The following is a 23,034-nucleotide window of genomic DNA, read 5'->3' as shown; positions in this document are numbered from 1 at the left end:
ATCTGAGGGTTTAGAATCTGAGGGTTTAGAATCTGAGGGTTTAGAATCTGAGGGTTTAGAATTTGAGGGTTTAGAATCTGAGGGTTTAGAATCACCAGACGGTATTTTTGCAAAACTCACCCCACTACCACCAATTAAGGGGCGATTTCCTCTAGCCTTATAATATAAAATCTCCATGATTAGGCCATTAGTATTACCTGTCAGGGATTTATTAGGTTTTTTTGTTTCTTCATACAGTCCAGCGTAGAAGCCACCACCTTTAGGATCACGTAAATCCTTAACCGCATCAAAAACCTTTTGAGCATAAGCATTACCTGGGTAAAGATAGCGCCAACCAAAGGCAGCTTTAGTGCTAATACTCCGCAACTCTGTATAGGGCTTATTTTTCTCCGTAATTGTCGCCCAAGCAACTCCATTGGAGTATATAGTATTGTAGAGAAAATAAGGAGGTTGATCAATATTGTCTTCAGAAACAGCAGTTAGTTGTCCCGTAGATTCAAAGCGTCGCTTTTGTACTTCTAAAACATCAGCAGCATATTTTTTTAAATAACCTTCTAAGCCAAATTCAATGCCATCAAGAATGTAGGATTCACCAACTACATAATTATTAGCATTAGTGCTTTGAAAATCACGGGTATCAACAGGAATTTTCACCCCATTAATATCTACAAGTTTGAAAGGCTCTAAAGCCGCTGCTTTGGGTGCTTTAAATCCCCATAGTTCATAACCCCTAACAGCATATTCCTCATAACCAAGTCGCCCTTCTTGTACCAACAATGTTTTACCATTAGGTAAGACAAGCGCTCCGTAAAGTTGGTCATCTTTCAGTGATCTTGCTAACTGCCACTTACTGAGAACTCCCTTCAGCCAATTTTTATATTGAGGATGACAAGTACCAATAATATGAAAAGCAGCCAATATACGACCAATATCCAAAGCTGACCAACCCAGCCCCTTTTCTACAGGTTTATTACCATAATCAGTCATTTTTCCATTAGCAGCATTGTATACCTTATTCGGTAAAGCGTTTTCAAATAAACTAAGGTTAGCAAAATTGGTAAGAAATTTATTAAAGCGCGAATCAAATTCCGACTGGTTAATCAAATTCATCCACCGCGCTGCATTCAAAGCCATTAGGTAATTACCAATGTCCCAGAGAGTACCAGAAGGATAACCACCAGTAGAATTAGTAAACCCTGTATTTGCTTGGTAGTTATTGACAAAATATTGCCAAGCTGCACGAGCGTAAATCTGTTCCTCCGGTGTCAGAGGCGCTGAAATTTGACTACAGCCATTAGGAGTAGAATTTTGTGCTAAAGATACTGTAGGCACACAGAACAGAAATTGCAGAAATGCTCCACTTAGGAACAATGCAATCCATCTTAATAGTTTGTAGTGACGGTGTTGCTGTATCATTTATAAATAAAATTTGAGAACCATTCAGGGAGGACTAGAGTGCTAGAGAAGAGAGAATCACTTCGCTATAGTTAGAAATGACACCAAAAATCTGATACATTAAATAACAACTCTACTTTAGCAAGCTACAGGAATCCTCAATGATGTCTAAAAAATATCAAGGACTATAGGCTGGCTATGGACAACCATGGGAGTTCAAATCAAAAATCAAATACGTGACTCTTATAAAAACAAACAACCGCTAATTGACTAATTTAAATTTTATTTTTGGTAGCAAAATGAATTCAGCGTCCTCTAGTTATGATTCAGCGAATTTTTCCGGTAATAGCCGTTCAACACTGAAAAAAAGAACCCTACTTTTTCGGTACTTAGCGGAAATCAACTTAATTTTTGGTGCTTGGTATTTACAATGGCGGATAACTCATTCTATCAACTTTGATGCTCTATGGCTGTCTATTCCTTTATTGCTGGCGGAAATTTACAGCTATTTCGGAGGAGTTATGTTTGTCATCGGATTATGGCGGCCTATAGTCCGACAGGTTAAGTCTCTTAATCAGTTAAGTCCACCTCTCCCTACCTGTGATTGGGCAAATGTAGATGTGTTTATAACCTGCTATAATGAACCCTCAGAAATGGTGGAAGAAACTGCTAGAGCAGCTTTAGCAATAGATTATCCAACCACAAAGCTGCGTGTATATGTATTAGATGATGGTAATTCTGAACAAATGCGAGCCATGTCAGAGAGATTAGCTCTGGAGGATTTACAATCACCATTATTACAACAGGAAGCTAATCGAATTGACGCGGAATTATCTACTTTAAATCAACGAATTGAGCAACTAGAAAATCTAGCACCTGAAGTAAAAGCCGCTGAAGAATGGCTGCAAAAATCATCTTTAAATACCTTAAATACCTTAAATACTTCAAATACTTTCGAGGATATTCCTGCTAGATTTGTCCACAGCTTACAACAGTTTATTCTCTGGTTAAATCCTCAATATCAAAATAGTTATTATGTCAATAAATCAACTATATGTGAACATCTCAATCATGAACGTAGCGCATTAGAATTAGCAATTCGTCAAAAAGAATTAGAACTTGTGCAACTGGTTAGGTTGCGGTATATTGCTCGTCCTAAACAACCAGGAGTACCTCATCATGCTAAAGCAGGTAATCTCAATTACGCCATTTTTTCTGGAGAGACCGCAGGAGATTTTATTCTTACTTTAGATGCAGATCATGTTCCTAAACCAGCATTTTTAAAGCGAGTTTTGCCATATTTCTATACCTATAATTTGTATTCAGGAAAATATGAACCAAACCGCATTGCATTTGTGCAAACTCCCCAAGATTTTTATAATATTCCTCCTGGAGACCCCTTTGGACATCGAGCCAATTTATTTTATGGACCCATTCAACAGGGTAAAGATGGCATGAATTCAGCTTTCTACACAGGTACAAATGCAGTCCTAAGAAGAGAAGCATTAGTTAGTGTGGGTTTACAATATTTTGCAGATGAATTTGTCAAAGATGGCAAAAAATTAGATGAATTTGAATTAATTGGTGGTGTTTCTAGTAATAGTATTACCGAAGATATGAATACAGCCATGCGGTTGCATAGTTCTGGTTGGAAATCAATTTATCATCATGAATTATTAGCAGAAGGACTTGCTCCTGATGATTTAAGTTCTACCCTCAAACAGCGAATGCGCTGGTCTCAAGGCACAATTCAAGTGTTAATGAGAGAAAATCCTCTCACCAAACCAGGACTGACATTTTGGCAACGATTACACTATTTTAAGACAACATATAGTTATTTTTCTGGGTTTGCAACTTTGATTTTCATTGCTTGTCCCATTATCTATTTTTTTACGGGAACTATCCCCGTGGAAACTTATGGCTTTGATTTTACTATCCATTTTCTTCCAGCTTTTATAATTAATAGGTTGACTTTTTTAGCCGCTGGTTGGGGAATTAATGCTGCGGAATTATGGCGTTCAGAACAATATTCTATCTCTTTATTTCCCCTATTCATTCAATCTGCATGGAGTGTATTAACCGGACAACCTATTAAATTTCAGGTTACACCTAAGCAGCGACAATCAGGAATTTATCTCCAGCTAATCTGGCCACAACTAACTGTGTTTATTTTGATGATTTTAGGTATAACATGGAGTATATATCGTTTCGCTATTGGTCAGTTAGAAACTCCTTGGGTTTATTTGATCAACACATTATGGGGTATATATATTTTATCTCTACTTTGGGCAATTATCAGCGCTGCTGTTTGGCAACCGCAGGACTTACACAAAACAGAAGTAAAGTAGAGGTAATTCATGAATTACTTCTAAGAGGGTGTTTCAAACGTATTGTATAGAACCACAAAACTTAACCCCCTAACCCCGTGGGGAGAGGTTTGGAAACTGGTTATATCGGGCTTTTCTTGTTTAGATCTATTCTTGACTTTTTTTGAACTCGTATAATCTCAAAAATGAAAGTTCTTCTTGCTTATAAATCTATTTTTTAAAGTTCTACAAAATGCCTTAAATAGTAGTAGAATTTTAAATAGATATGACGATTTTCAATAGCAAATTTACAAACTAACACAGAAAGGAAGATAATTTATGACTTCTAAAATTCACGTCTTTGAACCATCAGGAATTTTAAACGCCACCTCCGGTAACGAATTACGTCGTCAAATTACTGATATCCTTAATAATGGATTTAATATGCTATTGATTGATATGTCAAAGGTGAGTTTTATTGATAGTTCTGGTTTAGGTGCTTTAGTAGGAGCAATGCAAGGTGTTAGAAATGCTAAAGGAGAACTATTTGTATGTTCCATTAATGAGCAAGTCAAAATGTTATTTGAATTAACAAAAATTGATCGAGTTTTGAACATATTAAGTAATAGAGAAGAGTTTGACAGCAAAGTATTAGAACTAGCAAATCGCCAAAAACTTTTCAAACAACCTTGATAAAAGTTTACATCTTAGGAATTTTGATATCCACTAAAATTAACTCGTAGTAAAGACAAATCATCATCAAAATTTTCGTTCCCGCTGATATTTATAATCTCAGGTAAGAGTTGATTAATATGATTGTTATTTGTCTGATTATGGGTGAGCAATAAATTAACGAAAGAGTCGAAACCCCAAATTTGTCCCTCTGGTTGTAGCAATTCGTAAGCACCATCACTAAAAATATATAAAGTGCTGTTTTCTGCAACTTCCAAAATAGCAGTTTCAAAACTGATATCTCGTAAAAAGCCAATAGGTAAATCTAGAGATTCTAGTTTTATAACCTCAATGCTGGAGGGGGCATTTCCAAATATTAATACAGCCGGTGGATGTCCAGCATTGCCATAAACTAGCTGATGATTAACACGATTAAAAACACAGTACAAAATGGTAAAGTATTTATCGCCATGTTTACTCATTTGAAAAGTCTCATTGAGTGCCTTGAGAACTTCTGCTGGTTGACAAAAATTAGTATTTGGTAGAGACTGCGATCGCAAGATATTCAATACAGATACAGATAACAAAGCCGAGCCTACACCATGACCAGAGACATCTAATAGATAAATTGCCAAATGCTCATCGTCAATCCAATAGTAATCAAAACAATCCCCTCCCAACTGTGCTGAAGGTACAAATAAAGATTCTATTGTCACTGATCCTATAATCGGTAATGGTAAAAGCGATCGCACATAATCAGCAGCTTCAGCTAGTTCGGTTTCTAAAACCTGCTTTTGATGCTGCAAATCTCGATTTAACTGCTCTAAAATTTGCTTTTGATGCTGCAAATCTCGACTTAATTGATGTAGCCTTAATCCTGCTCTTACCCGTGCTTTTAATTCATTCATCTCAATGGGTTTAGAAATAAATTCATCTGCTCCTGCATCCAATCCTCTAACACGATCATCTTCCTCTCCTAAAGAAGCTCCTTTTGCAGTCAGAAGAATAAAAAAAGTTGTAGCTAATTCCGGATCTGACTTAATCAGACGACACACTTGTAAACCATCTATCCCAGACATTACCCAATCACAGATAATGAGAGCGGGACATAATTTTTTTGCTTCTATTATTCCTTCTTCGCCATTAGCCGCTATGGTAACATCATAGCCCTGGGTTTTCAGAGTTTTTTTCAAAACCATTCGTAAGATAGGATCATCATCAATGACGAGGATTTTAAACATTTTGACCATGAAACAGTTTGAATAATTACTTATTAATTACTCTACATTAAATCTTGTCTAAGGATTTACATTTTTCTTTTTCACATTCTATGGATTGACCAATGAATCATAAAATCTACCTAAAAACCAATACAGATATTAATGCTACAAGTGAAGTTTTATCCTGGCTGGAGCAAATCAACCAGCCCCCATTTAATAATCAAAAAATTTGGTGGGAATTACAAACACTTCTAGTCGAAGGATTTATTAATGTTGTAGAACACGCCCACAAAAAATTACCCAGAGAAACTCCGATTGAATTAGAAGTTATTAGACTCGAAGAAGATATAGAAATTCGGATATGGTCTTTGGGAGAACCTTTTGAGTTAGAAAAGCAATTGCAAATAACTTCAGCATTAGAGGATAATGATCAAGAAAGAGGACGGGGATTGCAAATAATGTCCTCCATTGCTGACAAACTGTCTTATAAACTAACAGATGACAATCGTTATTGTTTATTTATCAGTAAACATTATTGTTAGAATATGAAATTTATTTTGCAATTAGGATACAGTTTAGCAGAATCAGCACAAGGTTATGGTTACATGACAGAAGCCTTGTCTATTTCCACTAAGTATGTTTTTCAAGAATTAAATCTGCACCGCATTATGGCTAATTATATGCCCCATAATCGCCGCAGTGGTAATGTTCTTAAAAGGGCTGGTTTTGTAGTTGAAGGATATGCTAGAGATTATTTAATGATTAATGCTAAATGGGAAGATCATATTTTTACAAGTTTGACAAATTCCCAGTGGCGATCAGATTTATAATATTATAATACCTCAGATCCCCGACTTCTTGGACAAGTCAGGGATCTGAAGATAATTATGGAGAAATAAATTATGTCAATATATAATAATCGCGTGGCTATTTTGGCGACAATGCACAATAAAGAAAAAGTAATTTCTCCTTTATTGAAAGAACATTTAGGAATTAATTTGATAGTTCCTCAAGGCTTAAATACTGATGTTTTTGGAACTTTTACTAGAGAAATTAAACGTCCAGATACACAAATTATTACTGCTAGGTTAAAAGCTAAAAAAGCCTTGGAAATGTATGATGAAAAAATAGCAATTGCTAGTGAAGGAAGTTTTGCACCTCATCCCCTAATTCCCTATATTTATGCTAACCGAGAAATAATTATTTTTTTGGATCAAGAAAATGATTTAGAAATTATTGGTGAATTATTTTCTATAGAAACTAATTTTAATCATCAAACTATATCTAGTTTAGAAGAAGCTGAAGAATTTGGTAAAAAAGTAGGTTTTCCTGAACATGGGTTAATAATTTCATTTGATAATATATCTACAGGAACAACAGAATTTATTAAAGGTATTACCAGCCAAGAAAACCTAATCAATTCCGTAGAAATTGCCATAAAAAACACAAATGGTAAATTTCATATAGAAACAGATATGAGAGCAATGTATAATCCTACCAGGATGAAAAATATTGCCTTTGCTACTCAAGACTTAATTAATAAAATTAATAGTTTATGTCCCCAATGTCATACTCCTGGTTTTATGATTAATCAAAAAATCCCTGGACTACCTTGTGAACTTTGTCATCAGCCAACTTCATTAATTAAAGCAGTAATTTTTCAATGTCAAAAATGCGGTTTTACCCAACAACAATTATTTCCTAACAATCAAGAATTTGCTGATCCTAGTTTATGTGAATATTGTAATCCTTAGATCCCCGACTTCTTGAAGAAGTCGGGGATCTATTTTTTTATTTATCATTCTCAAGAAAATAAATAATTTTCATAAGCTACTTTAAAAAATCCATCACTTCTTGTAGAACATCAGCTATATGTGGTTTTTCGCAAGCAATTACATTGTCAAAAAGATGTTTATGGTGGGGGAAACTAGACAAGTTGGGAAAGTGTGGTGTACTGTCATAACGAAAAATCAGACTATTTTGCTCATCTTGAAAGTGATAGCGGTAATCAATATATTTAATCTGATTATCTACAACAACAAAGGCTTCACTGACTGCTAGTAAATATCTAATTGCAAAACGTATCCTAATGCGGAGATTAGCCCGCTCTGTCGTTAAAATGACTGCACTATATTCCTCAATGTATGCATTAGAGCAATTGAGTAAAAGTTGCTCAATTTCATCTAAATACGCTTGGATAAGTTTACGCGACATCTTGGAGTTTGCTGGTTATTTCTTGATGTAAAGCTAGATAATGCTGATAATTTCCTGCCCATTCGACAAACACTTCATCATCAGAAGTTTTTCCTTGCTTATATTTGGCAAAAAAATCTTCTGAACTCATTTGGTACTTGATTTCATAAACATTTAACTGTTTGGTAAGGGCAATCAACGCATCTAGTGGAGATGTATATTCGATAACTTGTTTACGCATTAATTTATCTGTTTAATTTGATTAACTTAATCATCTTGTAATTTTAATCTTAACGCCCATAGATTGTAGGTAGCGTTGATAGGCTTCTGACTTTTCCCGTTATCTTTCCAGTTGAGCGATCGCTCATTATAACCCATGTCCCAAAGTCCTATTTTTTCGCTGATTATTCTCATTAAAGATCATTTATTGAGAATAGGGCTTTATTCCAAAACCCTGATTATTTGGATGTTTCGAGACTTACAACAATTCCCGATCTAATGAAATACAATAGAGGGCGCAGACCCTGCGCCCCTACTTGTTTGGCGATAAAAAACTAGACCTCATAACATCAGGAAGTGCTGTAACAGGAAAAGTCAGATTCCCTGTTCCCTGCCCTCATAGACAAATTTTATGGCTTACGCCACGCTACGCTATCAGCAAACCCTAAATAAAAAGATCGTAAGCTTTTTTGTCTATTATTAAAGAAATATCACATTAAGCATAATTATAATGACTCTGGATGAAACTCCCAATCACACCCATTCTACTAATCCTTTACTTACCCTCAATTATGAATCAGCCTTAGAATCTCTAGGTGATGATTACTATGATCAAGTTGTTGCGGAAGAATTTCCCCAACATATTTTACGTTGGCGCAATGACGTACTATTACCACGCTTAGGAGTTGATCCCCAAGTAGTTAAAGACGAAGATTTTATTAACGCTTTTGGTAAATTTGAGGGACGAGAACCCCTATTAGCACTACGTTATCACGGTTATCAATTTGGACAATATAACTCCCAATTAGGTGACGGTAGAGGCTTTCTCTATGGACAAGTGCGGGGTATTGATGGGGAATTATATGATTTTGGCACAAAAGGTTCGGGAAGAACCCCCTACTCTCGCGGTGGTGACGGAATGCTAACACTTAAAGGAGGAGTGCGGGAAGTTCTCGCCGCTGAAGCACTTCATCGTTTAGGTGTTCGCACTTCTCGCTGTTTAAGTATGATTGAAACGGGTTTGGGTTTGTGGCGCGGTGATGAACCTTCTCCAACTCGTTCTTCTGTCATGATTCGCATGAGTAAATCTCATATTCGTTTTGGTACTTTTGAACGATTAAACTATTTCAAACGACATGATTTAACTCAAAAACTGTTAGATCATGTAATCGAACAATATTACCCGCATTTGCAAGCTGAAAATGATAAATATGCCTTATTTTATGCCGAATTAGTGCAGCGTGTCGCCGAATTAGTAGCACAATGGATGGCAGCGGGTTTTTGTCATGCAGTTCTGAATACTGATAATATGTCAATTACCGGGGAAAGTTTTGACTATGGACCCTATGCCTTTATTCCTACTTACGATCTCCAATTTACGGCGGCATATTTCGATTATTATAAACGTTATTGTTACAGTCAGCAACCAGGGATTTGCAAATTAAATTTAGAACTTTTGCAAGAACCTTTAAAGGCGATAATTCATCAAGGTGATTTGGATATTGCTTTATCTAAGTTTGCTGAATATTACCAGGCTGAATATCGAGCTTTGATGTTGAAAAAATTGGGTTTTGAAGATTTACAATTAGCGGAAGCTGATGAATTTTTGCGGTTAACTATTACCTTTTTACATGATAGTCAAGTTGGTTATCATCAATTCTTTGCTGATATAGCTGCTACCTTTTCTAGTAAATGGCGAGATGATCCAGCTTTTGTGATGAATGGTTCAGAACTTAGCCCCGCATTAGGAAAATCAGCCACTTTTGATAATTGGTGTTTCCTCTATCATAAAATTCTCAATCATTTTGATCCTGACCAAATGGATAAAATTCACCAAACTTTGATTGAAGCTAATCCCAAAACAGCTTTATTAAGACCTGTGATTGAGTCTGTTTGGGAACGAATCACTGAAGATGATAATTGGCAACCTTTTTATGATTTAGTGGAAACACTGCAAACAGGGAAGTAATCAATCAGAATCAATCAGATCCCCGACTTCTTAAAGAAGTCGGGGATCTAAAGTTACCAAAACTATGATCAGCATTAATTTCAATTACTAAATCAACAGATGATGATTGAATTAAGGGATTAATGAATAATTCGGGATGTAAAGAACGCCAAAAATAATTTACAAATTCTTCTATTTCTGAGTCAGTCATTCCTGATTTACCAGCAGCAATCATTTGTCTTTCTGCTTGCTTGCGCCATGCTAAAGAATAACGGTAATCTGTGGGATAAAGAACTATTAAACTATCTAATCTTTCCCACAGTGGTAAATAATCTTTTAGCTGATTATTCATATCAGAGGCAAATTGTTTATCTACGTCTGTAAGAATAGGTGGTGGTGGAGTTAATAACACTTTAGGAGGAATTGGTTTTACGCCCACAAACCAGCCTTCAAACAGAACAATATCTATAGGATTTGTGATAACTTCAGAAGTAGTGCGATCGCCTGCACCCCCATGAGCGGATTTATCAAATCTAGGAACTATAACAGGACTCTTGCTTTGGTGAATCTGATCGAGTAGACTTAAACCTAGATGAATATCGTGGGTTCCGGGCGGACCACGCCAAACTAACCGGGAATCTTGCTGCATTAAAGCCAAGCGATCGCTATAAGTTTTGTATAAGTCGTCCAAAGAAAAACTTAACGTCCTGTATCCCAAATGCTGGAGAATCAAACCCAGTATGTGGGACATTGTAGTTTTACCCGTGCCTTGTGCGCCTAAAATTCCCTGGATAAAAGGTTTCCCCGACTCTTGATGCTGTGCTGCAATTTTCATTCCCAAAGGTAGCCACACATCCCACAATACCTGCAACATTCCTTGAGGATCAGTTTTTAGGCTAGTTTGACAAAATTGACTAAAATCAGGGAAAACTAACTTCAGTAAATCCCCTCTGTTTTCCATAACTTCAGCCACATGATCAGAAGTAATATTAAACACCTTAGCTCGCAAAGGATCTGCCAATGCTGCGGCTTGTGCTAATACTTGCCAAGATGTGTCCGTTGTCAAAATCTTACTCAACCATTCGCTATTCATAAAATTACGAACCCAGTTTCAAGGCTTCTAGAAATAGACTGTAGATGAAACCAACCTTGAGATAGTTGAGTGTTTCTACCCAAAATGCTTGGCGAGAAAAAAAACTGCGACTGTAAAATATCCTACTGGTAATTTCAGTTAATAGCACTAAAAATCCAGCTACTACGATGTCTAATTCTGCCTTCTGTCCAGCGGTTGTTGATACTGCTGATCCCAGAAAAAAACCAAACAAAAAACTAATTAGTAGTAATGATAACCGTCGCCAAGGATTGAGAAACCATTCACTCAAGCTTCTATAAATTGTTTCTAATAGGTTGTTCAGACGAGTATTTTGCATGAAGAGGGGAACAGTGAACAAAAATAATCACCAATCATTTGGGTTTAGCTGACAAAAAATCTTATTTCTAAATCTATATCATTATGAAAAACTTGGCTCTTCGGTATCGTAACTTCATTATCGGTTTTTCTGTATTAGGATTTATGGGGATCGTAACTGGATGCTTAGATATGAGGATATCCTTGGAGTCTACAAATCCAGAAAAAAATTCACCTGTAGTTACAAACACGGTCAATAGTGCTGATGCAATCAATTTAGATAATACACCAAGTGAATCAGTAGAATCAAGTTCACAGAAAAATCACTCTACAGTTGTAGCCTATCGGTTTGATTCGGATAGTAAAACCAAGACTGCTGGATCACTTCGCATGAGCAACAAAACTACCCAACCTGTACGTCTAGCATTATTAGCTAGACAATCATCTCAAAAAAGCGCCACTGCGAATAAATCTAAATCTGGTATTCCGGCTCATTGGGATTTTGCTCCCCAAGAAGGAAATGAGAACGGGTTAATTTTATCTTTACCTCAAGGTAATTTAAAGCTAGAGAAAGGTGATATTTTGGTGGCTTTTGCTCAAGATGGTTCTCGACGCTATTGGGGTCCCTATGTTGTGGGAGAAACTTCTTCTCCACAATGGAATTCGCAAACTCAAGAATGGCAATTGGTGTTAGAAAATAGGTGATATGGGAGGAGTCAGGAGTATGGCTAACGCCACGCTATCAGGAGGTAGGGGCGCAGGGCCTGCGCCCATTCAGGAGTATGGCTAACGCCACGCTGCGCTATCAGGAGGAAGAAGAAGTAAGAAGGAGTTGTTGGAATTTTGATAGTAAAGCTCCTCGAAAAAGGTATTTTGAATTGTAAACTGTTGTGTATTGGTAAGGACATGATTACCGTGTCTCTAAGTATGAATTCATGAGTATAAAATTGAGTGTCACCGATAAAGTGGTTGATAAGTGGTTGAATAATTTACAACAGCGTCCAGTCATGCTTGTAGCTGTTTCGTCTCTGTGGTTGTTGGTGATTGGTTGGATAGCTTTTGGCTGGAATTTGGGGAATGTGGGCTTGATTGATGAAACTGAGCCGCTGTTTGCTGAAGCTTCCCGGCAAATGCTGCTAACTGGTGATTGGATTACGCCGTTTTTTAATGGTGAAACTCGCTTTGATAAACCTGCTTTGATTTATTGGTGTCAGGCGATCGCCTACTCTATTATGGGAGTAAACGAATGGGCTGCTCGTATCCCTTCAGCATTGGCAGCAATGGGTGTAATTGCTTTGGCATTTTATACTGTGCAATGGTATTTTGCCAAAAAAGACGAATTGGCACAAGTTACCAACTTACCCAGACGTTACTTTACTGCCGCCATTGCCGCAGCTTTAATGGCACTCAACGCAGAAATGATTGTTTGGGGGAGAACCGGCGTTTCCGATATGTTACTCAACGGCTGTATCGGTTCAACATTATTATGCTTCTATTTGGGATATGCTCAAAATCATTCCTCAATAGTCATTGCTAATTGGCGACTTCCGAATAAATGGTATTTAGCTTGTTATGTGTTAATTGCTGGGGCAATATTAACTAAGGGTCCAGTAGGTATTGTTTTACCAGGACTGATTATGATTGCTTTTGCCGTATATGTCGGGAAATTTCGGGAACTGTGGCGGGAAATGCAGCCGTTTTTGGGCATGGGGATCGTTTTATTGCTATCACTTCCTTGGTATGTTTTAGTAACTTGGCGTAACGGCTGGAATTTTATTAATGCCTTTTTTATCTATCACAATATAGACCGTTTCACCGAAGTCGTTAATGGTCATTCAGCCCCTTGGTATTTTTACTTTTTAGTCGTTTTATTGGGGTTTGCACCTTATTCAGTGTACATCCCTGCGGCTCTAGTTAGAGTAAATCTTTTGCAGCGATCGCATTGGTTAAACCAAGAACGCTCCCAACAACTAGGTTTATTTACCTGTATATGGTTTCTGGGTGTGTTTGGATTTTTCACCATTTCCGTCACCAAACTGCCCAGCTATGTATTACCCTTAATGCCAGCAGCGGCGATTCTTGTGGCATTATTTTGGAGTGATCTTTTCCTCAGTTCACCTACTATTACACCAACGCCTCCCAAATTTTTACGCATCAGTGCTTGGATAAACGTAGGATTCTTGACTATTCTGGCGATCGCACTTTTCAATCTTACCCAAATTGCTGGACCTGATCCCGCTGCTCCTGAATTATATCTACAAATGGAAAGATCAGGAATCCTCAAATTTGGAGGCATAATTTGGTTACTATCTACAATCACTACCGCTATCCTCATCTTAACTCACCGTTACCGACAGATAATCACCATTAACTTATTAGGATTTATCGCCTTTATTGCGATCGTTTTAATACCTGCTGTTTCCATCATGGATCAACAGCGTCAACTTCCTCTCAGAGAATTATCCGCCCTCATTGTTGAATCAAAACAACCCAATGAAGAATTAATTATGGTTGGATTCAAAAAACCTACCGTGACTTTCTACACGCACAAAAATGTTAATTACATCAAATTTGCTCAACAAGCTCTTGAATATATTCAAAAGCAAGCATCCCAACCAACTAAACCACCATCATTATTACTCTTAGTTGAACAGGGAAAATTTCACGAAATGGACTTACCACCGGATAACTATAAAAGTCTAGCCACCAAAGGTGCTTATCATCTTATTCGCATTCCCTTGAAAACAGCCAAACCAGAAAATATCAACCTGTCTTAAACTATGATTTTTTTGATTGATGTGATTTATGTGATGATTGATTATTGTCATCGTCACAATCAAATAAATCAAATGAATCAAATAAATCATAGTCTAATTTGTCAAAGATTGATTGATCTGAATTAATAACTCTTCCATTGAGATAGAACGAGGTAGTATTTGGGTAGCAATTCCTCGAACCGCAGTTTCCACAGAAGATGTATATCTTTGTTTCCGAGATTTTGCCGCATTTCCATAATTAGGTTCATTTAATTTTTGGTCAAGTACCAAAATTGGTGGCAAATTCAACTGTAAATTCCCCAATGATTCAATAGCTTTTTGTACTTCCTTATTAATTGCCGTTTCATGCAAGCAAATTAACAGTAAATCAACACTTTTATGGCTAACTTGTTGGACAACTTCCGACCAACAACTGGCAATAGAAGCTCTAAAACCAGCAGTTTGTAAATATTGAATTAAAGCTTGAAACCACTCATATCCCCGATTAATTTGCTCATCTTCAAAATTGAGAAAATAATTTTTGACTGACTGATCATCCTTAATTGGTTTGCGTTTTGATTTGGGTAAATCACTCAACATATTTATATCTACCACTAAAATATTTATTGGGCAACAAATACCAGCAGCAATTTGTAATACAGATGACAAAGCACCTTGTTGATAATTTTGATTATTATCTTCCTGAGTCAAAGGACTTAAACAAGGAAATACAGACAATCCTGGTATTTGAGAAGCAGCTAAAGTAGTCGCAACATCACAAGTTACCAATGGTAATGTCGCCAACCTTTGGTGTTTATTTAATTGTTGTAGATAAGTGCGAGCAGTAGAAATCCCCATATCTAGCAAAATTACATCAAACTGCCAAACTCGCGCTAACAAATCTGCTTGATCTAGATCATCTACTTCAATCACCCGATGTTCTCGCAGAGAAGGATAGAGATTAATTACCTCCAATTCTGGGTGTACTAACCTAAGAATTCGCAAAGGAATATTTTGAGAATTGATACTATTATTTTCCAGTCCTGAATGCTGAAATTCGTTCGTTATTGATATTTTTTCTAATAATGATGCCAATGGTTGATGCTTAATTGGTAAACTCAAAAAACCATCAGCTTGTTTAGTAAATGCTTGCTCTTTTTCTGCCGCTGTGGCTGTGACAATAACATGAATATGACGAGTTAAAACATCATATTTCAGTAAAGTCATCAGATCCCAGCCAGAAAGTAAAGGCAGTAAAGGATTTAAAAATATCGCCTTTGGTTGTAAGCGACGAGCTTTTTCTAGTGCCTCTGTTCCTGATCTAGCAATAACAACACGATACCCTAAACCTTTGAGTTGTTCAGTTAATTCCTCAATATATTGAGCTACTGCTTCCACTACTAAAACCAATCTTTGGGAAGAACTATTGAGATTTTGAGGGGAAGGATTAATGTTATTGCCTACTTCTATCTTAGGAACTATATCTTCGGACTCATTAAAACTAGCCTTTGGTGGATTGGGAGGTAAAAGCAGCGTAAACTGACTGCCTTTACCCTCACGAGATAAGAAACTGACATCTCCACCATGCAAACGAGCTAAAGCTCTAGTTAATACTAATCCTAAACCCGTTCCTTCAAACTGACGAGTGAGAGGATTTTCTAATTGCTGGAATTTTTGAAAGATTAAATGTTGTTGTTGTTCAGGAATACCAATCCCTGTATCCCAAACAGTAAAAGCAATCCAGCCTTCCCAACGGCTTACCCGTAAACCAATTTCCCCGGATATTTCTGTGAATTTAAAGGCATTAGAAAGTAAATGTACTAACATCTGTCGCAAGCGTAATTCATCTGCCACCATTTCTTCTAAACCTGGTTCAATGGCTAGGCTAAATTGGTGATTAGATAAAGTTTGATTGTCTGGTGGGGATACTGGTTTAGCTTTGTTAGTTTGATGATGAATGTTTTTAACGTCTGAAAAAGCCCTTTCACATACTACTTGAATTTGGACTGGATTGAGGGTGAGTTCCATCTGTCCCGTTTCCATTCGCGTTAAATCTAAAATATCATTCACCACACTCATCAAATGTCTGCCACTTTGATGAATTAGTCCAGCATAACGGGCTTGACGCTCATTTAATTGTCCCAACTGTTGATCTGCCAAAAGGCGAGATAGTCCCAAAACTGCCGTTAGTGGTGTTTTTAGTTCATGACTAATGCAAGCTAAAAATTCATCTTTTAAGCGATTAAGTTGAATTAAATCAGCATTTTTTGCTGCTAATTCCTTACACAGTTGTTGTTGTTCTGTTACGTCGGTGGCTAATATTAACCATAGTTCTTCCGTAATTTCTGGTACTTCTGACTCAGAAACCCAAATTTTTAACTCGTTACTGTCTAAAGGAATTTTAGCAAACTGCCACACTCGTTCCTGACCAGTTTTAATTTCAACCACACAAGTACAAATACCCAATTGTGTATCTAAAACGCAGTGGTTGGCAGCCTCATTTACGGGTAGAGGTGATTCTTGTACAAAAGTGAAAGTTGATGGTGAGGTTCTTTGTCTATGGGTCGTGAAAGGATCGGTTTGCTGATTTTCTTGAGGATTGGCATAAATATATTTGGGAGTAAGTATAGTCTCTACCTGTTTTCTAATGCCTTCAGGGTCTTTTAATGCTCCTAGTTGTTGCTGCCAAGCGATATTTTGCGTAACCACTTCGCCTTGACTAGTCTGTAACATCATTGGCCAGGGTAATTTAGCCAATAAGTGGACTATGGATTTGTGTATGTTTGGCTGGTGTTTATTAGCTGTATGCTCGATGTTTTTTTGGTGTTGAGAAGTTTTAGTATTTGTCACATACTCATGACTTTCTTCTTTTTTGGTTGAGTTAAGGGGAATTTTCTCCTGAGATAACAATGTTAATAGGCGTAAAGTATTTAGGATTCCCAAATATTTACCATCTGAATCAACTAGCGCCCAATCTAAGTTACTTTGTTGTTGGCTTTCTTGATGCTTGAGAACCAAACTGAATTTTTCCAGATTTGCTGCTGCTGGTATGGTCTGTATTGCTTCTATGAGGGATTTATCCACCTGTGAGAGTGGTTGTTGCAAATTTAAGAGGTTATTATTAGCATCCGCTGCTAAGAATTGTGGCAGTAATTGAGCAGAATACAATACACCAATTGGACGTTGTTGGGAATTGACTATTACCAAGCGATCGCTCTGTTGTTTAACAAAAATATCCAACGCTGCTGCCAGAGTATTTGTTTCCCAGCACATTGGTACAGGTGCTATAAATTCATAAAGTGGGTACTGTAGCATTAAAATAAGTCCTCGGTGGTCTTTCTTCTTGTGATTAACTCCGGCATCACCATCAGCACTTGGTTTAGATGGTCTTCAAGCCTGAAGCAATATCCTCCAAGAATATTTAGAATGGCTACGCCACGCTATCGGCGATTCTGGTTACAATTGACAGACCTCTTCAAACTAGCTATTTAGCTATGGCTTTCGGTAACACTCCGCTATAGACATCCATTGTCTCGCAGCCAATTACCAATAATTTTTCTTAACTGGTGCAAGGTGTGAGTTTCCATCCTCAGCAAGCAACTATCTTCAGCAACTTGCTACTGGTATTGAAAGTCATCATTTTTTATAGTGACAACTACAACAATAATTATGGCTCTAAAGATTCGCTTTAGAACCTTGAGGAATTATAATGATTTAAAATGCGACAATTCTTTAAGTTCGTTTAAGTATCTTATCAATAAGTGAAATAATGTAATCTATCTGCCGCTAGATATGCTAATACACACCATCCATCAGTCATGACTCTCCCTGAGTTTAATGCGTCATCCTACTTAGAGTAGACAAGTATCATTAATTATAGACCGATGTATCTCCCGCTCAAAAATTCATGATCTATAAACAGTAGATGTTATTACCTATATTGCTTTTACAAACAAATATAAAACAAATTCTCGATAAACCATGTGCAAAAAACAAGGGCAAAGGTTTATTTTTTCAGATATGGGATTTCATTGAGGGGATAATAACTCAATACTACTGGCAGCCTATACCTAGTCAGATATACTATTTGCCCCATTTTCAGTCACAAAACCCTTATCGAAAATTAGATAATAAAGATAATAATTTCTTGGCTTTTAATAAACAAAAAAAGACCCAAACTTTTCAGGATATGACCGCTGCCGAAAAACAGGAACTTTTAGCAGCACTGAAAGCAGATTACCGTCAGATTATTATAAATTATTTTATCAGTGACAAAACATTACAAGAAAAACTTGATAAGTTTATTAATACCTTATTTTATACTAGTGTTCCCGTACCACAAATTATAGAAATGCACATGGAAATTATTGACGAATTTGCCAAGCAATTAAGAATAGAAGGCAGAAGTGATGAAACGCTACTGGATTACCGTTTAACCTTAATAGATATTTTGGCACATCTTTGCGAAGTTTATCGCTGTTCTATTGCTAAAATCATTTAAATGCCACAAAGTAGAAGTTGCACTTATATTCATGGTAAATTAATACCTGAGTGTATATGTAGTGTCGTGACTTTTGATCTTTTACCTCAATATTTTTAGGAGTTGATATTATGAACGAAGCTAAAAAGACCTATGTTCTCAAGCTATATGTAGCAGGAAATACCCCTAATTCAATGCGAGCTTTGAAAACACTCAAAAATATTTTAGATGAAGAATTTCAAGGAGTTTATGCTTTAAAAGTAATTGATGTCCTGAAAAACCCCCAGTTAGCCGAAGAAGATAAAATACTCGCCACACCAACACTATCAAAAATTTTGCCGCCTCCTGTGCGGAAAATTATTGGTGATTTAACGGATAGGGAAAGAGTATTAATTGGGTTGGATCTGCTTTACGAAGAATTGAATGAAGAATATGGGAAAGAATAAGACAAAATGTAGGATTTAGAAGCCAATAAGTAATAATTCTGAGTAAAGCTGTGGCGTTAGCCACTTTTTGATGGAAATTTGGGAATTTATTTACCTACAATTTGGTATATTTATTTAGTTATTAAAAATAATTAAAAACTTTCTTGATTTTAAAAACCTGGGTTGAATATCCATATTAGATGAACCATGAATAAAAAAGAGCAACCTGAACAAAAAAAAATACCTATTGGTGTCGAAAAAATTCGCACGATGATCGAAGGCTTTGACGATATCAGTCATGGCGGTTTACCTGTGGGTCGAACTACTTTAGTTAGTGGAACTTCAGGAACTGGCAAGACTCTATTATCACTGCAATTCCTTTATAATGGCATCACTTACTTCGATGAACCCGGAGTATTTGTTACCTTTGAAGAATCACCCAGTGACATTATTAAAAATGCCCATATTTTTGATTGGAATTTACAACGGTTAATTGATGAAGGTAAATTATTTATTCTCGACGCATCTCCTGACCCTGAAGGTCAAGACATAGTTGGTAATTTTGATTTATCTGCCCTGATTGAACGTTTACAATATGCCATTCGTAAATATAAAGCTAAACGGGTTTCCATTGATTCCATGACAGCCATATTTCAACAATATGAAGCTGTCGGAGTAGTGCGACGAGAAATTTTTCGGTTAGTAGCACGGCTAAAACTATTGAATGTCACCACCATCATTACCACTGAACGGGGTGAAGAATATGGACCAGTAGCATCTTTTGGAGTCGAAGAATTTGTTTCCGATAATGTAGTAATTTCTCGCAATGTTTTAGAAGGAGAACGTCGGCGGCGAACCATTGAAATTCTCAAGTTACGGGGAACAACCCACATGAAAGGTGAATATCCCTTCACAATTACTAATGAAGGAGTTAATATATTCCCCTTGGGAGCAATGCGTTTAACACAACGATCTTCTAATGTGCGGGTATCTTCTGGAGTGAAAGTTCTTGATCAAATGTGTGGTGGTGGTTTCTTTAAAGATTCAATTATTTTAGCCACAGGAGCTACAGGTACTGGTAAAACTTTATTAGTTAGTAAGTTTATTCAAGATGGCTGCATTAGTGGTGAACGAGCAATATTATTTGCCTATGAAGAATCTCGCGCCCAACTTTCCCGAAATGCCCATTCTTGGGGTATAGATTTTGAAGAATTAGAACATCAAGGATTACTGAAAATTATTTGTACCTATCCTGAATCAACTGGTTTAGAAGACCACTTACAAATTATTAAATCAGAAATCTCCCATTTTAAACCTGCTCGTATTGCCATTGATTCACTTTCTGCAATGGCTAGAGGTGTTAGTAATAATGCTTTTCGTCAGTTTGTAATTGGTGTCACAGGTTATGCTAAACAAGAAGAAATTACTGGTTTTTTTACCAATACTACAGACCAATTTCTGGGTTCTAATTCCATTACTGACTCCCATATTTCCACGATTACAGATACAATTTTGATGTTACAATATGTAGAAATTCGGGGAGAAATGTCGCGGGCAATTAACGTATTTAAAATGCGTGGCTCATGGCACGATAAGGGCATTCGTGAATATAATATTACGGCAGATGGTCCTGACATTAAAGATTCATTCCGTAATTATGAGCGGATTATCAGTGGTGCGCCTACGCGCGTTAGTATAGACGAAAAGGCAGAACTTTCTCGGATTGTCAAACGTTTTGAAGACAAACCGAGTTCTGATGTCTAACATGAGTTATCGTGCGATATTCCTGCCCAAATCTCCAGATCGTGCTATATTTTGTGTTGAAGACAAGTATTCTGCCGCTAAATTAATATTTTTTGTGTGAGGGGATGCGGTGAAAGGACAGCAATTATTCCATTGTTTCTTACCTGGTGTAACAGTAGCAGTATTAACAACTCAGCCCGCTTGGGCTAATGTTATTAAAGTGCATGAGTTACAGCTAAAGTCTGCTCCTAGTGTGTTGGTTTCTACTGATAGTAGAAATTTATTCCCAGACAATAGCCTACTGCCTAAAAGTAAAGTTAATAGTAACCCAGGATTATTACCTGCTAGTTATTTTAGTCAAGGCAGTATCAAGCCTGTTGGTAACTCCAGTCTACCTATAATCATGGCTGACAATTATCTCAGCACTGAGGGAGAAAAAAGTTCTCCAAAATATGACAGTAGATTTGTAAGTTTTTCTGATTTATCAAATTCAAATAATAATTTACTGTTTGCGAGTAATTCTCAGTTAGGTAGTTTAAGTAACTCTGATCAGCAAGTGATCAATGGTGATGGTGAGGTATCAAAGTTACTAGAGTCTAGTAATTGTCCACAATCACAGCCCAAGGGTCAAGCGGCTTTGCTACTTACTGCTAACACCTGCTTAACTCAAAATAATAGTTTGATAGCACAAACAACTGTTCCGACTACGACAGAAACCAGTACACCTCCGACCGCAGAAAATGTCAATTCTGCACCTAGTCAACCTGTAGATTTTCCTAATGTTCCTAAGGAGTTGAATCCCAGTCCTAATCCGCTGTTATATCCAACGCAAGCAGAGGAAGTGAAGGTACAAGAAACTCAGCCAATTAGTTTGTCACAGGCACTGGAACTGGCTAAACGGAATAATAATGATTTACAGGTGTCTGTACTGCAACTGGAACGGAGTAAGTCGGTTTTGCGTGAAGCTCAAGCGGCTTTAATGCCCAGCGTTGATTTGAATGGTGATGTGACCAATAGTCGTAGTGTTGGTGACACACTAGCTGTTAAAAGACAACGGAATAATGGATTAATCGTAGATGATGCTCCATCTAATACGGTATTTAGCGGTACTGCACAGATAAAATATGATCTCTACACTTCTGGTAGACGTAATGCAGCGATTAAAGAGGCGCAAGAAAGGATACGAGTGCAAGAGTTAGATGTAGAAAGGCAATCTGAGGAAATTCGCCTGAATGTGGCTAGGGCATATTATGATTTGCAACAAGCTGATGAAAATGTGAGAATTTCTCAGTCAGCGGTTACAAATGCTCAGGCGAGTTTGAAGGATGCAGTGGCTTTAGAACGAGCGGGTGTTGGTACTCGTTTCGATGTGTTGCGATCGCAGGTAAATTTAGCTAACTCCCAACAGGACTTAACTAGTGCCTTTTCTCAACAACAAATTGCCCGCCGTAAGTTAGCACCACTGTTGAATTTATCCCAATCAGCGAGTATTAGTGCGGGTGATCCTGTGAAATTGGCAGGTTTATGGCAACATCCACTAGAACAAAGCATCGTTTTAGCTTATCAAAATCGTCCTGAACTACAACAGAACTTAGCACAGCGTAATATCAGCGAGGCTCAAAGAAAACAAGCATTAGCAGCTTTGGGTCCCCAGGTAAGTTTGGTGGGTAGATATAACTTGTTGGATCAGTTTGATGATGACACAAGCGTGAGTGATGGTTATTCTTTGGGAGTACAAGCCACCTTCAGTTTATATGATGGTGGGGCAGCAAAAGCCAGAGCAGCCCAATCTAAGACCAATATTGCGATCGCTGAAACTCAATTTTCTGAACAGCGCAACCAAATCCGCTTTCAAGTAGAACAAGCATACTCTACCCAGGCTTCAAACTTAGAAAATGTGCAAACTTCTAATGTGGCTTTAGAACAAGCTAAAGAGTCTTTGCGGTTAGCGCGGTTAAGATTCCAAGCAGGTGTCGGGACTCAAACTGATGTAATTAACGCATTAAATGATCTCACCCGTTCAGAAGGTAATCGCGTCAAAGCAATCTTAGATTACAACCGTGCTTTAACAGAATTGCAAAGATATGTTACCACTAGGGGTTTGAATCAGTTACAGGAATCAGGGGTCAAGTAAGAGGTAGGGGAGGTAGGGGAGGTAGGGGAGGTGGGGGAGGTAGGGGAGGAAATTCTTCACCAATCACCAATCCCCAATCACCAATCCTCAATCCCCAGTCACCAATGCTGTAAAATAGTTTTCAAATCCTGGTCT

The 23,034-nt window shown here is 37.3% G+C and carries 19 protein-coding genes and 1 pseudogene; 12 read left to right on the top strand and 8 right to left on the bottom strand.

What is annotated here, in order from left to right; all coding sequences use genetic code 11:
• Window positions 1-1,416: DUF3131 domain-containing protein (locus HEQ36_RS11820; protein WP_290707789.1), on the bottom strand; the 1,416-nt coding region annotated here is incomplete at its 3' end.
• Between the two features lie 278 nt (window positions 1,417-1,694).
• Here HEQ36_RS11820 and HEQ36_RS11815 point away from each other — a divergent pair.
• Together HEQ36_RS11815 and HEQ36_RS11810 are read left to right on the top strand one after the other, a co-directional pair.
• Complete coding sequence (locus HEQ36_RS11815) at window positions 1,695-3,743, top strand: glycosyltransferase (protein ID WP_168636111.1); 2,049 nt, start codon at window positions 1,695-1,697, stop codon at window positions 3,741-3,743.
• Window positions 3,744-4,040: 297 nt separating this feature from the next.
• Complete coding sequence (locus HEQ36_RS11810; RefSeq protein WP_168636112.1) at window positions 4,041-4,394, top strand: STAS domain-containing protein; 354 nt, start codon at window positions 4,041-4,043, stop codon at window positions 4,392-4,394.
• 14 nt (window positions 4,395-4,408) lie between these two features.
• On the opposite strand, the gene HEQ36_RS11805 is transcribed toward HEQ36_RS11810, so the two are convergent.
• Window positions 4,409-5,614 carry a SpoIIE family protein phosphatase gene (locus HEQ36_RS11805; protein WP_168636113.1) on the bottom strand — a complete coding sequence of 402 codons (1,206 nt, stop codon included), beginning with the start codon at window positions 5,612-5,614 and terminating at the stop codon, window positions 4,409-4,411.
• A 101-nt stretch (window positions 5,615-5,715) separates the two neighbouring features.
• Here HEQ36_RS11805 and HEQ36_RS11800 point away from each other — a divergent pair, with 101 nt between their 5' ends.
• From HEQ36_RS11800 to HEQ36_RS11790, 3 genes and pseudogenes are all read left to right on the top strand, one after another.
• Window positions 5,716-6,135 (top strand): anti-sigma regulatory factor, encoded by a 420-nt coding sequence (locus HEQ36_RS11800; protein WP_053538901.1) that lies wholly within the window; start codon window positions 5,716-5,718, stop codon window positions 6,133-6,135.
• Window positions 6,136-6,156: 21 nt separating this feature from the next.
• Window positions 6,157-6,423, top strand: a pseudogene (locus HEQ36_RS11795) (GNAT family N-acetyltransferase); the annotation flags it as partial.
• A 72-nt stretch (window positions 6,424-6,495) separates the two neighbouring features.
• The gene (locus tag HEQ36_RS11790; RefSeq protein ID WP_168636114.1) at window positions 6,496-7,347 is read left to right on the top strand and encodes a DUF6671 family protein; all 852 of its coding nucleotides are present in this window, start codon (window positions 6,496-6,498) and stop codon (window positions 7,345-7,347) included.
• A 76-nt stretch (window positions 7,348-7,423) separates the two neighbouring features.
• Here HEQ36_RS11790 and tumE read toward each other — a convergent pair whose 3' ends face one another.
• The 3 genes from tumE to HEQ36_RS11775 are packed head-to-tail and all read right to left on the bottom strand — an operon-like array spanning window position 7,424 to window position 8,200.
• On the bottom strand, window positions 7,424-7,807 hold the full coding sequence (gene tumE / locus HEQ36_RS11785; protein ID WP_168636115.1) for a toxin TumE: 384 nt from the start codon (window positions 7,805-7,807) through the stop codon (window positions 7,424-7,426).
• Complete coding sequence (gene tumA, locus HEQ36_RS11780) at window positions 7,797-8,027, bottom strand: antitoxin TumA (protein ID WP_053538898.1); 231 nt, start codon at window positions 8,025-8,027, stop codon at window positions 7,797-7,799. The genes tumE and tumA overlap by 11 nt, the downstream gene beginning before the upstream one ends.
• A gap of 26 nt (window positions 8,028-8,053) precedes the next feature.
• On the bottom strand, window positions 8,054-8,200 hold the full coding sequence (locus tag HEQ36_RS11775) for a hypothetical protein (RefSeq protein WP_168636116.1): 147 nt from the start codon (window positions 8,198-8,200) through the stop codon (window positions 8,054-8,056).
• Between the two features lie 316 nt (window positions 8,201-8,516).
• Here HEQ36_RS11775 and HEQ36_RS11770 point away from each other — a divergent pair, with 316 nt between their 5' ends.
• Complete coding sequence (locus HEQ36_RS11770; protein WP_168636117.1) at window positions 8,517-9,974, top strand: YdiU family protein; 1,458 nt, start codon at window positions 8,517-8,519, stop codon at window positions 9,972-9,974.
• Window positions 9,975-9,984: 10 nt separating this feature from the next.
• Here the strand turns inward: HEQ36_RS11770 and HEQ36_RS11765 are convergent, their stop codons facing one another.
• Complete coding sequence (locus HEQ36_RS11765; protein ID WP_168636118.1) at window positions 9,985-11,046, bottom strand: glycerate kinase; 1,062 nt, start codon at window positions 11,044-11,046, stop codon at window positions 9,985-9,987.
• Window positions 11,047-11,050: 4 nt separating this feature from the next.
• Window positions 11,051-11,383: a DUF565 domain-containing protein gene (locus tag HEQ36_RS11760; RefSeq protein ID WP_053538895.1), complete on the bottom strand. Its 333-nt coding sequence runs from the start codon at window positions 11,381-11,383 to the stop codon at window positions 11,051-11,053.
• A gap of 83 nt (window positions 11,384-11,466) precedes the next feature.
• Here HEQ36_RS11760 and HEQ36_RS11755 point away from each other — a divergent pair, with 83 nt between their 5' ends.
• Both HEQ36_RS11755 and HEQ36_RS11750 read left to right on the top strand, forming a co-directional pair.
• Window positions 11,467-12,066 carry a hypothetical protein gene (locus tag HEQ36_RS11755; RefSeq protein ID WP_053538894.1) on the top strand — a complete coding sequence of 200 codons (600 nt, stop codon included), beginning with the start codon at window positions 11,467-11,469 and terminating at the stop codon, window positions 12,064-12,066.
• A gap of 230 nt (window positions 12,067-12,296) precedes the next feature.
• Window positions 12,297-14,138: a glycosyltransferase family 39 protein gene (locus HEQ36_RS11750; protein ID WP_168636119.1), complete on the top strand. Its 1,842-nt coding sequence runs from the start codon at window positions 12,297-12,299 to the stop codon at window positions 14,136-14,138.
• A 93-nt stretch (window positions 14,139-14,231) separates the two neighbouring features.
• Here the strand turns inward: HEQ36_RS11750 and HEQ36_RS11745 are convergent, their stop codons facing one another.
• The gene (locus HEQ36_RS11745; RefSeq protein WP_168636120.1) at window positions 14,232-17,432 is read right to left on the bottom strand and encodes an ATP-binding protein; all 3,201 of its coding nucleotides are present in this window, start codon (window positions 17,430-17,432) and stop codon (window positions 14,232-14,234) included.
• A gap of 610 nt (window positions 17,433-18,042) precedes the next feature.
• On the opposite strand from HEQ36_RS11745, the gene HEQ36_RS11740 reads away from it, so the two are divergent.
• From HEQ36_RS11740 to HEQ36_RS11725, 4 genes are all read left to right on the top strand, one after another.
• Window positions 18,043-18,618: a KaiA family protein gene (locus HEQ36_RS11740; protein WP_053538891.1), complete on the top strand. Its 576-nt coding sequence runs from the start codon at window positions 18,043-18,045 to the stop codon at window positions 18,616-18,618.
• 110 nt (window positions 18,619-18,728) lie between these two features.
• Window positions 18,729-19,043 (top strand): circadian clock protein KaiB, encoded by a 315-nt coding sequence (kaiB, locus tag HEQ36_RS11735; protein WP_039201202.1) that lies wholly within the window; start codon window positions 18,729-18,731, stop codon window positions 19,041-19,043.
• Window positions 19,044-19,229: 186 nt separating this feature from the next.
• The gene (gene kaiC, locus HEQ36_RS11730; RefSeq protein WP_027401467.1) at window positions 19,230-20,786 is read left to right on the top strand and encodes a circadian clock protein KaiC; all 1,557 of its coding nucleotides are present in this window, start codon (window positions 19,230-19,232) and stop codon (window positions 20,784-20,786) included.
• A gap of 109 nt (window positions 20,787-20,895) precedes the next feature.
• Complete coding sequence (locus HEQ36_RS11725) at window positions 20,896-22,899, top strand: TolC family protein (protein ID WP_168636121.1); 2,004 nt, start codon at window positions 20,896-20,898, stop codon at window positions 22,897-22,899.
• Window positions 22,900-23,034: the final 135 nt, after the last annotated feature.

Source organism: Anabaena sp. 54 (assembly GCF_017355725.1).
Taxonomy (GTDB): Bacteria; Cyanobacteriota; Cyanobacteriia; order Cyanobacteriales; family Nostocaceae; genus Dolichospermum; species Dolichospermum heterosporum.
Note: the sequence above shows the minus strand (reverse complement) of the source record. Positions and strands in the feature narration are given on the sequence as shown.